At 41.5% G+C, this 12,762-nt stretch carries 15 protein-coding genes; 12 read left to right on the top strand and 3 right to left on the bottom strand.

What is annotated here, in order from left to right; genetic code table 11:
* The 5 genes from MUF05_05480 (at position 1) to crtI (ending at position 5,621) form a co-directional block, all read left to right on the top strand.
* Complete coding sequence (locus MUF05_05480) at positions 1–1,383, top strand: SLC13 family permease (GenBank protein ID MCU0666524.1); 1,383 nt, start codon at positions 1–3, stop codon at positions 1,381–1,383.
* A 94-nt stretch (positions 1,384–1,477) separates the two neighbouring features.
* Positions 1,478–1,927 (top strand): hypothetical protein, encoded by a 450-nt coding sequence (locus MUF05_05475; protein MCU0666523.1) that lies wholly within the window; start codon positions 1,478–1,480, stop codon positions 1,925–1,927.
* A 77-nt stretch (positions 1,928–2,004) separates the two neighbouring features.
* Positions 2,005–2,655 (top strand): hypothetical protein, encoded by a 651-nt coding sequence (locus MUF05_05470; GenBank protein MCU0666522.1) that lies wholly within the window; start codon positions 2,005–2,007, stop codon positions 2,653–2,655.
* Between the two features lie 162 nt (positions 2,656–2,817).
* Positions 2,818–4,161: a TrpB-like pyridoxal phosphate-dependent enzyme gene (locus tag MUF05_05465; protein MCU0666521.1), complete on the top strand. Its 1,344-nt coding sequence runs from the start codon at positions 2,818–2,820 to the stop codon at positions 4,159–4,161.
* Positions 4,162–4,181: 20 nt separating this feature from the next.
* Positions 4,182–5,621, top strand: coding sequence for a phytoene desaturase family protein (gene crtI / locus MUF05_05460; protein ID MCU0666520.1), 1,440 nt, complete (start codon positions 4,182–4,184; stop codon positions 5,619–5,621).
* Here crtI and MUF05_05455 read toward each other — a convergent pair.
* Together MUF05_05455 and MUF05_05450 are read right to left on the bottom strand one after the other, a co-directional pair.
* Entirely contained in the window at positions 5,608–6,453 is an 846-nt protein-coding gene (locus tag MUF05_05455) for a 4-hydroxy-3-methylbut-2-enyl diphosphate reductase (GenBank protein MCU0666519.1), read from the bottom strand. The genes crtI and MUF05_05455 overlap by 14 nt on opposite strands.
* On the bottom strand, positions 6,444–7,226 hold the full coding sequence (locus MUF05_05450; GenBank protein ID MCU0666518.1) for a phytoene/squalene synthase family protein: 783 nt from the start codon (positions 7,224–7,226) through the stop codon (positions 6,444–6,446). The genes MUF05_05455 and MUF05_05450 overlap by 10 nt, the downstream gene beginning before the upstream one ends.
* 80 nt (positions 7,227–7,306) lie before the next feature.
* Between MUF05_05450 and MUF05_05445 the strand changes: the two genes are divergently transcribed.
* The 3 genes from MUF05_05445 to MUF05_05435 are packed head-to-tail and all read left to right on the top strand — an operon-like array spanning position 7,307 to position 8,783.
* Complete coding sequence (locus MUF05_05445) at positions 7,307–7,600, top strand: lycopene cyclase domain-containing protein (protein ID MCU0666517.1); 294 nt, start codon at positions 7,307–7,309, stop codon at positions 7,598–7,600.
* A 3-nt stretch (positions 7,601–7,603) separates the two neighbouring features.
* On the top strand, positions 7,604–7,915 hold the full coding sequence (locus tag MUF05_05440; GenBank protein ID MCU0666516.1) for a lycopene cyclase domain-containing protein: 312 nt from the start codon (positions 7,604–7,606) through the stop codon (positions 7,913–7,915).
* Positions 7,902–8,783 carry a hypothetical protein gene (locus MUF05_05435; GenBank protein MCU0666515.1) on the top strand — a complete coding sequence of 294 codons (882 nt, stop codon included), beginning with the start codon at positions 7,902–7,904 and terminating at the stop codon, positions 8,781–8,783. The genes MUF05_05440 and MUF05_05435 overlap by 14 nt, the downstream gene beginning before the upstream one ends.
* Here MUF05_05435 and MUF05_05430 read toward each other — a convergent pair.
* On the bottom strand, positions 8,761–9,813 hold the full coding sequence (locus MUF05_05430; GenBank protein ID MCU0666514.1) for a polyprenyl synthetase family protein: 1,053 nt from the start codon (positions 9,811–9,813) through the stop codon (positions 8,761–8,763). The genes MUF05_05435 and MUF05_05430 overlap by 23 nt on opposite strands.
* A 28-nt stretch (positions 9,814–9,841) precedes the next feature.
* Here MUF05_05430 and MUF05_05425 point away from each other — a divergent pair, with 28 nt between their 5' ends.
* The 4 genes from MUF05_05425 (at position 9,842) to MUF05_05410 (ending at position 12,762) form a co-directional block, all read left to right on the top strand.
* Positions 9,842–10,762, top strand: a complete 921-nt coding sequence (locus MUF05_05425) for a prenyltransferase (protein ID MCU0666513.1) — start codon at positions 9,842–9,844, stop codon at positions 10,760–10,762.
* Positions 10,763–10,821: 59 nt separating this feature from the next.
* Positions 10,822–11,952: an FAD-dependent oxidoreductase gene (locus tag MUF05_05420; protein ID MCU0666512.1), complete on the top strand. Its 1,131-nt coding sequence runs from the start codon at positions 10,822–10,824 to the stop codon at positions 11,950–11,952.
* Between the two features lie 83 nt (positions 11,953–12,035).
* A complete protein-coding gene (locus MUF05_05415) occupies positions 12,036–12,431 on the top strand; it encodes a DoxX family protein (GenBank protein ID MCU0666511.1) in 396 nt (131 codons plus the stop codon).
* Positions 12,418–12,762 carry a cupin domain-containing protein gene (locus MUF05_05410; protein MCU0666510.1) on the top strand — a complete coding sequence of 115 codons (345 nt, stop codon included), beginning with the start codon at positions 12,418–12,420 and terminating at the stop codon, positions 12,760–12,762. Before MUF05_05415 ends, MUF05_05410 begins: the two co-directional genes overlap by 14 nt.

Raw genomic sequence — 12,762 nt, 5'->3', positions numbered from 1 at the left:
TTGAAAGTAAAATTCTTATTAATACTATTAATTCCGCTCTGCCTTTTTTTCTTAAGCCAGCAATTCGGCCTTAACCTGCATCAAGCCACTTCGCTTTCTATTTTTGCCGTTTCTATTTTAGGCACGCTTCTTTTTTGGAGTTTCCGCCTGACCTTCGCTTTCTTAGGAACAGCGGTTCTTCTCATGACCAAAACTATTGATCTGGAGCATTTGATTTTATTTTCTTCGCTTGAGGTTATCCTTTTCTTGATCGGAATGATGGTAATCGTCGGGCTGTTGAAGGATACGGGATTTTTTGCCTGGCTTGTCAGCTTAGTTTTACGCATGCGCAGGCTTACCGCGAACAAGTTTCTGCTTATTATTTCTTTTGTCTCGGCAATTTTATCATGTTTAGTGGGAGAAGTAGCGGCGATTATTTTTATTTTGGCGGTTATTTTAGAAATTTGCGATTATTTTGAAGTTAATCCTGTGCCGTTTGTGATTATTGCGGTAATGGCGGTTAACATAGGTTCTGTCGGCACAATCTTAGGCAACCCGATTGGAGTATTAATCGCTATAAAATCCGGGCTTACCTTTGAGGACTTTATTATTAAGGCTTTTCCAATAATGGTCTTAGCGATTATTGTCTGCACAATAATTTTTAAGTATTGGTATCGTAAAGCATTAAGCCAGTTTGATCGGCACATCAAAGAATTAGGCGCTAATGAAATTCTTATCCGTCTTATATCAATTTCCCCTTGCAAGGAATTGAAAATAAGCTTAGGCATTCTCTTGACAACACTTTTTTCTATTTCATTACATCACCGTATTGAGATACTTTTGGGATTGCCAGAGAATACTGTTTTATTGGCGCTGCCTCTTGTGTCAAGCGGCCTGGTGATGCTTTGGAAATCGCACAAGGCGCGCGATTATATAGAGAAAGATGTGGAATGGTGGACGCTCTTGTTCTTTTTGTTGCTTTTTGCGCAGGCCGGGACACTTAAGTACAGCGGCACAACTGACGTTATCGCTTCAAGGCTGGGGCAGGCTATAGGCAATAATGCTTCAGCGCTTACTGGTATAGTGCTGTGGGTCTCCACGATTGGATCAAGCATACTAGATAATGTGGTTTTAGTGGCAGCATTTATCCCGGTACTACAGAGCTTTAGCAGCCTTAATATACATTTAGATTCTTTATGGTGGGCGCTTCTTATTGGAGGCTGTTTCGGCGGCAATATCACTATAGTAGGCTCAACCGCTAATATTGTAGCTTTAGGCATATTAGAGAAAGAAAAGAATCTGCGTCTTAAGTTTCTTCAGTGGCTGGGCATTGGTTTAGTTGTTGGCTGCGTAACTGTTTGTATCGCCTGGGCTGTTCTTATCTTTGTCCCGTATTATCATTAATTACGCCCAGGGCATTCTTGACAGGGATATTTTTTTATGTTATAGTGCAGAAACGTTATGAATTAACGGTGCTTTATTCATAAAGGAGGATTATATGAGAATAGTAATAATTATAACCAGCATATTAAGCGTTATGCTCTTAGGGCAGGTAACCCTGTCTGCTCAAGAGGCGCCTAATCAGCCAGCTGCCCCTGTTGTTAACGCGGAAGGCCCGCAATGGGTTTGGGGTGAAGTTGTATCAGTGGATCCGGCTGCTAAGGTAATCAAGGTTAAATACTTAGACTACGAAACAGACACCGAGAAAGAAATGGATTTAAAAGTAAACGAAGCTACAACCTTTGAAGGCGTGGGCTCTCTTGAGGAAATTAAGCTTCAGGATATGGTCAGTATTGATTGGGCCTTGGGGCCAGGCGGGGTTTCTTTAGCCCAAACTATAAGCAGGGAATCTATTGAAGAGGCTCCCGCGGCAGATAATATGGCTGCTCCTGCTTATGAAATGGATAATCCTGCTGCTGCGCCAGTTCCTGTAGAAAAACAGCCGTAAAAGGGCTTTTCATAAAAAGCTAAAAAATAAGGGCGGGATAATATTCCTGCCCTTATTGGTTTATCTTAATATCGCAGATGAAAAAAATATTAGCTGTATTTTATATCTATTTAGTTGTTATCTGTTTAGCTTTAGGCGGGTGCCTTGCTTCAAAGAAATCGGGGTTAAGGAATAGTCTTTTGTCTGGTAAAAAGGTTAAATTAGCGGTAGCAGAATTTACGGCAACTTCTCCAAACGCGCAAGCCGCGATAAGCGACAGCCTGCGCCGCGTTTTAATCGCTGAACTTAATAAAAATAGCAATTTTAATATAATAGACCTGAAAAAACCCGATGACCCCGGAAGCCCGGCTTATGATCTGATCGCGCAAGTGGATGTTGTTGAATTTGAGCCACAGATGTCCGGCGGCCGCTCTGGTTCAGGAGGAGGCGGCGGGGCAGGAAGCGGTGTTTTAGGCGGATTTTTAGGAGACTCCCTGAACAAGGCGTATGTAGCTTTTGATTTGCAGATAAACGATGCTAACAATAATAAAGTTATTTTGCAAAAGACAAGGATTAAGGGCCAGGCCACAGATTGCTTGAAACAGCAGGCAGGGGGGGTATTTAGTTGCGGGAATATCGCAGCGCTAAAATCTTACCAAAATGCTCCTATGGAAAAAGCGATAAATATCCTGATAAACGAAACTTTGTCTATTATGCGTCAGGCAGTTCCAGTAGAATATTATAAATAAAAGTCGTACCTTTGCCTATTGGAAGGCAAAGTACGCCCCTTTCTGGGGCGGTGTTCATTACTATGAAAGGGGCAGATATGGGAAAACGTAAACGTAGAGGTAAATTAAACTGGCGTTCTAAGAAAGCCAATAAAGGCAGAAAACCTTGTTTGGGATAAGCGTATGGACAGACTAAGGGTTAGCCTGAGCGAAAAAGATATCCCCAGCAGCTGGTATAATCTTTTAAGTGATTTGCCTTTTAAGCTGCCGCCTCCTATAAATCCGCAAACACGCAAGCCTTTAAACAGGGATGATTTAAGCCCGATATTCCCTGATGCCTTGATACAACAGGAGATGTCTTGCGAAAAATGGATTGGCGTGCCGGAAGATGTCCGGCAGATTTATCGTTTGTGGAGGCCGACTCCTTTAAAAAGAGCCAGAAACTTAGAAAAACACTTAAAGACTAAGTGTCGTATCTATTATAAAGATGAAAGCGTGTCTCCCACCGGCAGCCACAAGACCAATACTTCAGTAGCCCAAGTTTATTACAATAAAAAAGAAGGGGTCAAACGTTTAACTACGGAAACCGGCGCCGGACAGTGGGGGGCGGCTTTGAGTTTTGCCTGTAATATCTTTGGTTTAGAATGCCGCATATATATGGTGAAGGTAAGTTTTCATCAAAAACCTTTTCGCAAGTCTCTTATGCATATCTGGGGCGCGCAGGTTTTGGCTTCTCCTTCGGATACAACTAACAGCGGCAGGGAAGTTTTGGCAAAAGATCCGCATTGCCAGGGTAGTTTAGGCATTGCTATATCCGAAGCGGTAGAGGATGCCGTCGGGGACAAGGATACGAAATATTGTTTAGGAAGCGTCCTAAACCATGTGATGCTGCATCAGACTGTCATAGGTCTGGAGCTTAAAAAACAACTTAAAGTTTTTGGCGAGAAGCCGGATTATCTTGTGGCTTGTGTGGGCGGCGGAAGTAATTTTGCGGGTTTTGCTTTCCCCTTTGTTAAGCAATGCATGAAAGATGGCTGCTTAAAGATAGTTGCGGTTGAGCCGGCGGCTTGTCCTAGTCTGACAAAAGGCGTGTATAAATATGATTATGGCGATACAGTGCGGTTAACGCCTCTTATCAAGATGTTCACCTTAGGCCACAACTTTATTCCTCCCGGGATTCACGCGGGAGGTTTGCGTTATCACGGTTGTTCTCCGATTGTAAGCGCCTTGCAGGAAAAAGGGATCATTGATTCGGTTTCCTATAATCAATTAGAGGTGTTTGAGGCAGCTTGTGATTTCGCGCGCGCTGAAGGTATTGTCCCTGCTCCGGAAACCGCCCATGCCGTAAAGGCGGTAATAGATATTGCCAAAAGAAAAAAGAAGGGGTGTATTGTTTTTAATTTCAGCGGGCATGGTTTCTTGGATTTATCCTCTTATGATAAATTCTTAGCCGGAGAACTTAAAAACTACGCCTACCCTAAAGCGGAAATAAGAAAATCTCTTAAAGACCTTCCGGATTTAGCTTAATAAGAAAGAGGGGTGCCTTTATGGCAAAGACAGTTGGTATTGTTGGCGCCGGTGTTTCAGGATTGGCCACAGCAATGCGGCTTGCCTACCATAATCTAGATGTAGAAGTCCACGAAAAACTTTCCCGTCCCGGAGGGCGAAACAATATCATAGAGGACAAAGGCTTTAAGTTCGATACCGGGCCTTCTTTCGTACTGATGCCGGATTTCTTCAATGAGCTTTTTTCTTACTGTGGCTTGGATATAAAAGATTATCTTGATTTAAGAGCCCTCGATGTCCACTATAAAATATTCTTTTCCGATAGAAAAACATTAACTGTATATCATGACACAAAACTCACCTGTGAACAGCTGGAGCGCATAGAGCCGGGTAGCTCGCGCCGTTTTAATGATTTTATAAATGCCACAGGCGATATTTATAAAGCGGTAAAGCCTCTTCTTTACAGGTGTTTTTCCGCAAAAGATATCCTATCTATCCGCTATATGTGGCTGCCTTTTAAGCTGCATATATTCAAATCATACTGGGATATCGCCTCTAAATATTTCAAAAGTGAAAAACTGCGCTATGCCTTTACCTTTGAGGCAATGTTCATGGGGGTGTCTTGTTTTGATGCGCCCGCGTTTTATAGTATTATAAGTTACGCTGATCATATGCAGAAGGTTTTTCATCCCATGGGAGGCATGTATAAAATACCGCAAGCGCTTGAAAGTATCTGCCGTAAATTTGGGGTTAAATTTTATTATGACCACCCAGCGGAAAAGATTAGCCATGGTCATTCGGGGTTAACCATTCGTTTTAAAGAAAAAGAGGTTTCTTATGATGCGGTTGTCTCAAGCGCAGATTATTCTTATACGCAGAGGCATCTTCTAGGAAGAAAGCTGCCTCAGTATAAATATTCCTGTTCTGTTTTTCTGATTTATCTGGGGCTTAAGAAGAAAATAAGCCATCTTGCGCATCATAACTTATTCTTCTCAAGCGATATCAAGCGCAACCTCCACGAGATCTTTCAAACAGTTCAGGCCCCTTTTGACCCCTCTTTTTATGTGCATGTGCCAACAGTAACAGACCAGTCACTTGCGCCCATGGATAAAGAGATCCTTTATATCCTTATTCCCACAGCTAACCTGGAGCATACAGAAGATTCTCTCCGGGGGCATAGAGAGCGCTTAAGAAAGATTACGCTGGATAAAATAAGCCATGTCTGCGGCCAGAACGTTGAGGATTTGATTGAAATCGAGCATCATTTTTATCCCGCTGATTTTATTGGGCGTTATAACATAGAATACGGCGCGACTTTCGGCTTAGCGCATAATTTAATGCAGAGCGCATTCTTTAGGCCAGTCAATTATGATTCCAGAATAAAGAATTTATTTTATGTTGGTGCAAGTACCCAGCCAGGAGGGGGGCTTCCTCCGGTGATTGCTAGTTCCCGTATCGCCGCAGGGCTTATTTTACGTTAAAATTCTTTATTTTTTTAATGATTTGGTCTGTTGTTTGGCAGGGAGTGGACGCCCCGGAAGTAACCCCGATGTTTTTGGCATGCCTGAACCATTGCTTTTGAAGTTCTGCCGGATCTTCTACCCAGTAAGTGCGTTTATTCAGCCTCCATGATATTTCATAAAGCCTTTTGGTATTGGCGGAAGTCCGCGAGCCAATAACAATCATCACATCGTTCTTTAGCGGCATATCCTTGATCTCTTTTTGTTTGGCGCGGGTAGGGGCACAGATAGTATTAAAAAACTTTAACTCCTTAACGCAAGGTTTTATCAGGGAGTAGATTTTATTTACCTTTTTCTCTGTCTGGGTGGACTGGGAAACAAGGCACAGCTTGTCATTAAGCCTTAATTTATTAAGCGGAATTTTGTTTTCATCAGAAATTATAATTGCCTTATTGTCTACTTGCCCTGCGATGCCATGCACCTCATCATGCTTTTGGTCTCCGATAATAACTATGCGGTAGCCATTTTTATCATAGGCCTTGACGATTTTATGGATCTCTTTGACCATTGGGCAGGTGGCATCAACTATTCTGTAGCCCAGTGTTTTTGCTTTTTGGATTGTTTTCTCGCAGGCCCCATGCGCGCGGATAAGCAAAATCTTATTCCTGCCGCATTTTAGTCGGGAAACCTTATCTACGCCTGCTTTTTTTATGCCTTCCACAACTGTTTCATTATGGACGATATCTCCGAGCATCTCTACGTTATTCCCGGAAGAGGCAAGTTCTAAAGCGATTTTAATCGCTCTTTTTACCCCAAAACAAAATCCAGCGGATTTGGCAAGGTTTATGCGCATGGTAAAATATTTCTTTCTATGCGTTTGAGTATATGGCGGTAACGGCCTGACATCAATCCAATTACCAGGCGGAAACGAAAGTTTTTTATCAAATAGATTCCTTTTTCAGCCTCTTGATAATATTCTCGCGCGCGAGCTATCTGAAACTTTAAGAACGACCTGAAGTTATCGTCTATTATGTAATCGCGGATTTGCTCTTCTGTTATTTTATAGCAGGATAATTCGTCGCCAGGCAAATATATCCTGCCCAGAGCGAAATCCTCTTTGATATCCCGCAGGATATTGGTCAGCTGCATCGCCTTGCCTAAGTTAATTGCGTGTTCTTTTGCCTCGGGAATATCGCAGTGGAATATTTTTAACATAATAAGCCCGATGACCCCGGCAGCCTTATAGCAATAATCATCCAATTGCGTGAAATTCGCGTAGCGTTTCTTAGTAAGATCCATGCGCATGCCTTCTAAGAGTTTATCAAAATATTCTTTGGGGATGTTGTATTTTAGTATTGTATCCCGGAAAGCAAAAAGAAGCGCTGAATCAAGCTTTGTATTTTGATAGCAGGAATCTATTATTCTTTGTACGCGCTGGATGTTTTCCAGGGATCCATTGGCGGGGCTGTCTACCGCTTGATCGCTTATTCTGCAGACCGCGTATACTGCAAAGCTTGCCATTCTTTCTTCCTTAGGCAGAAACAATGAAGCAGAATAAAAGTTTCTGGCGCATTTCTTAGTCATTCCCCTGGCAATTAAGAATCCTTGTTCTGCGTTTGTTGGCATAGGGTATATTTTAACCTAAAAATTAAGCGCTTGCCAATGCTTTGTTTTAAACTTACAATGTAACTATGGTTTCTTTATATATGAAAGTTTTGTTATTAGCGGGGATACTTCCTTTGGCGCTTAGTTTTTACCCCAGGCTTGGGTTCTATAGAAACTATCGCGCGCTTGTCTTTTCTATATCTCTGATCGTTATTATTTTCGGCTCATGGGATGTTTTCGCAGTCTGGCGTAATCATTGGTATTTTAACCCTCGGGCAGTCTGGGGAATAAAAATTATAAATCTGCCGCTGGAGGAGGTGTTATTTTTTGTGGTTATCCCGTTTTGCTGTATTTTCACTTGGGAGGCCTTGGAGTTTTTAAGGAAAAATAAATAAGCTATGCGCGAATACACATTCTTATGCTCAATATCTATTCTTTTGGTGCTATTTTTGGATAATTACCTAAAGATAAATATCCTGAAAAAGAAAATTTTCTATCTGTTTTTATTGATTATTTTCATTTTTAAGCTTGTGGTTAATGGCTATCTTACCGCCCGGCACATTGTCTTGTATTCCCAGGAAGCATTTTTAGGTATCAGGCTGGGCAGTATTCCGCTTGAGGATTTCCTGTTTGGTTTTAGTATGGTAAGTTTGACCATTATTTTCTGGGAATTCTTTAAGAGAAAGGATGCAGGATATGTTAAGAAGTAAGGTGTTATTTTTCATAATTGTGGTTTTTTTTATCCATCCTGTGTTTGCTGCCAACTGGAAAACCCTGCACGATAAGGCAAGTGGTATAAACTTAAATAGCGTAAGCGCGGATGCGTTATCCAAATCTGTTTCGCAAGACGATCTTTATGTCTTAGGATTGGTTTATCTTTCCGCGCGCCAGGAAGATAAAGCTAAAGAGGTATTTATAAAAGTAAGAAAAATAGCTCCTTCTTTTTTCCCGGCGCAGTGGGGCGTAGCTGAAATCTTACGCCGGAAGCATGATCTTGAAGAGAGTAAGTTGATCCTTGATGAAATTATAGCGGATCATCCGGAATTTATTCCCGCGCGGCTATCGCGCGTCTATATTTATTATCTGGAAGGGGAATTCCACAAGGCTATGGATTTGACCCAAGAGATTGTTGATCTGGGGAGCGAACAGATGGATAAAGAAAATTATCTTAGGGCAATCTTAATGTTGACCGCTAATAAGGGTATGGTTGCGCATTATGGCGGGATAATCGTGAAGTTATCACACGGAAGAAAGATATTGCCGCTTTTAAGAAAAGCGCAAAGTTTAGCGCCTTACGATGCGCAAGTTTATTTTGGCTTAGGCTCTTATTATCTTCTTTCGCCTACTTTAGTTGGAGGCAACAAAAAGTTAGCCTTGGAATATTTAGAGAAGGCTAAAGATAAAGACCCGCGTTTCGCGGATATCTATGTGCGGTTAGCGCAAGCCTGCCGGATGAATAAAGATGAAGAGGGTTTTAAGAAATACCTTGATTGGGCTTTTATGCTTGACCCTGGCAATGAGTTAGCCAATGATTTTAAATCCGGGAAATGCAGGTTTATTTGTCCGGTTGGATATTAAGGATAAGGCTTGAGTATTGGTCGAGGTAATCTTTAATTTCAGGTGAGATTTTTGAGTTTGAGAGTGATTTCTTAGCGCAAGAAGCGTAATAAACAATATCTTCTTTTGTTTTGGCAAGTGAGCCTGAAGAAATAAGTATATCCTGGGTAAGTTTTAATTCGCGCATCCCGATTTTTTCTCCAGATAAGACTTTCTTTATATATTTTTTTTGTACAAAAGTCCCCATTTGATAGGCATGCCACATAAGAAGCGTTCTTTTGGATTCTTGTAAGTCTGATATCAGGGGCTTGCCGGTTTCCTCTTCGCTGGAGAACATCCCTAAAATGTCGTCTTTGATCTGGAAGGCCCTGCCCAGGTATATGCCGTAGTCATAAAGTTTTTGCGCTTCTTGGTTATTCGCTCCCGCAAGGATCGCGCCTATGGCAAGAGGAGAGGCAAAGGTGTAACAGGCAGTTTTGTAATCATAGACCTGGTAGATCTGCTCTTTTTTAATCTTGCTTATATCCTTGGCCGCTAACATAAGCTCTAAGAATTCTCCGCTTCCAGTATTAATTGCGGCTTCAATGAGCTTACGCATGGCTTTTTCCTTTTTGTCTTTGGCTACATCAATAGACAAAAAAGAGGCCAAGCCCATTGCGTACATTACATCTCCTGCGACAATCGCTAAATCTTGCCCGCTAAATTTTATATTTTTATTTTCGGCTATGTGCCTGTCAAAGATCTTATGCATAGAAGGTTTGCCGCGGCGGAGCCCTGATTTATCAATTATGTCGTCATGCACTAACATAAAATCATGCAGTAATTCTATTGAAATAGCGCTTTCATATAGTCCTTTCGCCTCTTTTTTATTGAATCCCAGGTACCCCAGAATAAAAAGTATGGGGCGGACTCTTTTTCCATCGCGCGTAACAAATTCCCGGATGGTATTTGACAAAATAGGGGAGAGCCGCTTGATCTTATAACAGCTGTCAGCCTTATTCAGGAATTCTTTTATTCTTTTATCAATAGTATTTTTGATTTTCAAGTTCATCAGATTATGTTAACATAAGTATATGGTAATGCAAACAAAAAGTCCTTTAGGCCTGGCAGTTTTAGCGCGCGCTTTTAGAATTCCTTTTTTGGGCGCAAGCATTCTTCCTTTTGTTTTCGGCTCTTTATTAAGCAGGCAGGCTTTGCATCCGGTTATCTTTGTTTTAGGTTTATGCGCAGTTATTTTTACGCATTTGGGAGCTAATCTTATCAATGATTACGCGGATTCCCAGAATACAGCCGACTGGAAAGATAAGAAATTCTATGGGTTGTTTGGAGGATCAAAACTTATTCAGGAAGGAATTCTTTCCGAAAGCTTCTATCTGTTTTCATCCATTGTGTTTTTATTCTTGGCCTTATTTTCGGTTGTCAGCTTGTGTTTTATCATTAAAAGTTTTCTCCCTTTTTTAGTTTTTATTCTCATCGCACTTTTGGGCGCGGGGTATTCTTTGCCTCCTTTAAAATTCTCCTGCAGGCAGACAGGAGAGGTCGTGATCTTTTTTTTATTCGGCCCCGCGCTTGTTATGGGCGGTTATTTTTTGCAAACCGGGATTTTCCCCTCATTAAAAGCATTCTTTTTGTCGGTTCCTTTTGGATTGTTGACAAGCGCTATTCTTTTGGCCAATGAAGTGCCGGATTATCCGCAGGACAAAGAAGCAAGAAAATACACTTGGGTAAATTTTCTGCAACCAAGGCGCGCCTTTATTCTATACGCTGCGCTTGCGGGGCTTTCTGTCATCTTTATAGTTTGCGCGGTAGCGATAGGATATTTGAAAATAAGCGCTTTAGCGGTTTTATTATTTTTGCCCATGGTTTTTAAGGCAACAAAGATTTTAAAGGTTGACTACGCAAGCAAGCAGCTGCTTTTGCGGTCTTCAGCCTTGACCATTAAATTCAATGCGGTAGTAAGCTTAATTTTAATTGCGGCGCTATTTTCCCCGAATCCTTAGGGCAAAATATCCTGAAGGTTCGGGATTCCGTTAATATAGAGAAAATAGATTGAGCTTGTATGAAGAAAAAAGTAGTTATTATCGGTTGTGGGTATGCCGGCGCAGTTACCGCATGGCGGCTTTCTTCTTTTCGGGATAAAATAAGCGTAACAATTATCGATAAGGGGGGCAGCTTTAATTGTTTGCCCTTAATGCCGGATTGTATCGGAAGGGGCATCTTAACTAGCAAACTTTATTTTCCTATAGGGTCGTTGGCTAAGAAATACGGTTGTCAGTTTATTCAAGAGGAAGTAATAAGTTTAGATCTGGAAAATAAAATTGCGCATTGCGCGCATATAAATTTGAACTATGATTATTTGGTAATTGCAACTGGCACAGAAACAAACTTTTATGGCAATAACAAGATTAGGGATTATGCCTATAAGTTAGATTCTCCTGCAGACGCGCAAAAAATCCTTGATGGCCTTTGGGCCCAGGATTTCCAGAATTTTGTTATTTCTGGGGCCGGTTACACAGGAATAGAGGTAGCAACTAATTTAAAACTGCATCTTCAAAAGCGAAAAATATCCAAGCCCGTCATTATTTTAGAGCGCGCCAGTTCTATTTTAGGCCCTTTGCCAGAGTGGATGAAAGACTATGTGGCGAGTAATTTAAAAATTATGAGTATTGAAATACGCTGCGGGGTTTTTATTGAGAATATAGAGGGGGAGGATTTAGTTTTATCTGATAAAACTATTTTAAAAGAGTCATTGCTTATTTGGGCAGCTGGAGTAAAAACTCCACAGTATCTCCAAACCTTGAATATTCCTAAAAATCCTCAAGGAAGAATCATGGTGGATAATTATTTAGAATTTAGAGAGGGGTGTTTTGCCGCTGGAGACAGCGCTTGTTTTAGCCAAGGCAAGAGTTTCTTGCGCATGGCCGTGCAATTTGCCATTGCCCAAGGCCATACCGTAGCGCTTAATATTGCGCGGTCCTTAGAAAATAAACCCAAGGCTGTCTTTAAGCCGCGCGATTGGGGCTATATTATTCCCATGGCAAATAATTTTGCTTGTGGTATAGTATTAGGGCGAAAGGTAAAAGGCAGGAAAGCGATTTTCCTGCATTACCTTTTATGCTTATGGCGCACAGTAGGGTGGGGGAATAAGCTTTCGGTTTTTAGAAGTTTAATATTAAATAGCCGGCAATAATGTACCTTTGCCTATCGGAAGGCAAAGTATGCCGCAATTGCGGCAAATTGCGCCGGTGTTCGCTACTGCGAAGGAGGTATGCCATGCAAGATTGGGCGATCTTAGTATTAAGGTGTTCTTTGGGGATAATGTTTGTTTTGCACGGCAGCCAGAAGGTTTTTGGCATGTTTGGTGGTTCGGGTATGGATAAATTTGCCAAGATGTTAACCGGCCTTGGATTTACTCCGGGAATTTTCTGGGCGTATTTAGCAGGTTATAGCGAACTTATTTGTGGTGCGCTTTTGATCTTGGGACTTTTTACCAGATTGTCAGCAGGCATATTATTGATTGTCATCTTGGTGGCGGCAATTACCGTGCATCTTAAAAACGGATTTTTTATGATGCAGGGCGGGTTTGAATATAATTTTATTATTATCGCCATTTGTGTGGCACTTATACTTTTAGGCCCCGGGAAGATTTCTTTGGGTGATAAATTTTAAGGATGGGACAAAAAGGGTGAAGCCTTTCAAAGTAAACGTAGCTTGTTTAAGGAAATACCGGCGTCTTCTGGGTGACTCGGGCAAAGGCATTAATCTTCGTTCGGGTTTGGTAGTTCTTGCTCCGGGGGTGTCTGTGGGCAGGCATTGCACAACGGCCAAAGAAGAAGCAATTGTTTTCTTAGAGGGCCGGGCGCGTTTTTACTATGGGCAAAAAAGCTTCTTGCAAATAAAAGCCCCGGCGTTTATCTATGTCCCAAAAGACGTGGTCCATGATATTAAGAATATCGCTAATAAACCGCTTAAGTATATTTATATAACTACTGCTTGTTAA

This window comes from Candidatus Omnitrophota bacterium (genome assembly GCA_025453395.1).
Classification (GTDB): Bacteria; Omnitrophota; Gorgyraeia; order Gygaellales; family Profunditerraquicolaceae; genus JAlOQK01.
The sequence above is the reverse complement of the archived record's forward strand: the minus strand, read 5'-3'. Positions and strand labels throughout refer to the sequence as shown.

What these genes read in the sequence shown, in the direction of transcription:
- MUF05_05470 (MCU0666522.1), top strand. Translation starts at nt 2,005, where the DNA reads ATGAAAAAAATATTAGCTGTATTTTATATCTATTTAGTTGTTATCTGT.
- MUF05_05435 (MCU0666515.1), top strand. Translation starts at nt 7,902, where the DNA reads ATGTTAAGAAGTAAGGTGTTATTTTTCATAATTGTGGTTTTTTTTATC.
- MUF05_05430 (MCU0666514.1), bottom strand. Translation starts at nt 9,813, where the DNA reads ATGAACTTGAAAATCAAAAATACTATTGATAAAAGAATAAAAGAATTC.
- MUF05_05420 (MCU0666512.1), top strand. Translation starts at nt 10,822, where the DNA reads ATGAAGAAAAAAGTAGTTATTATCGGTTGTGGGTATGCCGGCGCAGTT.
- MUF05_05425 (MCU0666513.1), top strand. Translation starts at nt 9,842, where the DNA reads ATGCAAACAAAAAGTCCTTTAGGCCTGGCAGTTTTAGCGCGCGCTTTT.
- MUF05_05415 (MCU0666511.1), top strand. Translation starts at nt 12,036, where the DNA reads ATGCAAGATTGGGCGATCTTAGTATTAAGGTGTTCTTTGGGGATAATG.
- MUF05_05450 (MCU0666518.1), bottom strand. Translation starts at nt 7,226, where the DNA reads ATGCCAACAAACGCAGAACAAGGATTCTTAATTGCCAGGGGAATGACT.
- MUF05_05465 (MCU0666521.1), top strand. Translation starts at nt 2,818, where the DNA reads ATGGACAGACTAAGGGTTAGCCTGAGCGAAAAAGATATCCCCAGCAGC.
- MUF05_05445 (MCU0666517.1), top strand. Translation starts at nt 7,307, where the DNA reads ATGAAAGTTTTGTTATTAGCGGGGATACTTCCTTTGGCGCTTAGTTTT.
- MUF05_05475 (MCU0666523.1), top strand. Translation starts at nt 1,478, where the DNA reads ATGAGAATAGTAATAATTATAACCAGCATATTAAGCGTTATGCTCTTA.
- MUF05_05455 (MCU0666519.1), bottom strand. Translation starts at nt 6,453, where the DNA reads ATGCGCATAAACCTTGCCAAATCCGCTGGATTTTGTTTTGGGGTAAAA.
- MUF05_05440 (MCU0666516.1), top strand. Translation starts at nt 7,604, where the DNA reads ATGCGCGAATACACATTCTTATGCTCAATATCTATTCTTTTGGTGCTA.
- crtI (MCU0666520.1), top strand. Translation starts at nt 4,182, where the DNA reads ATGGCAAAGACAGTTGGTATTGTTGGCGCCGGTGTTTCAGGATTGGCC.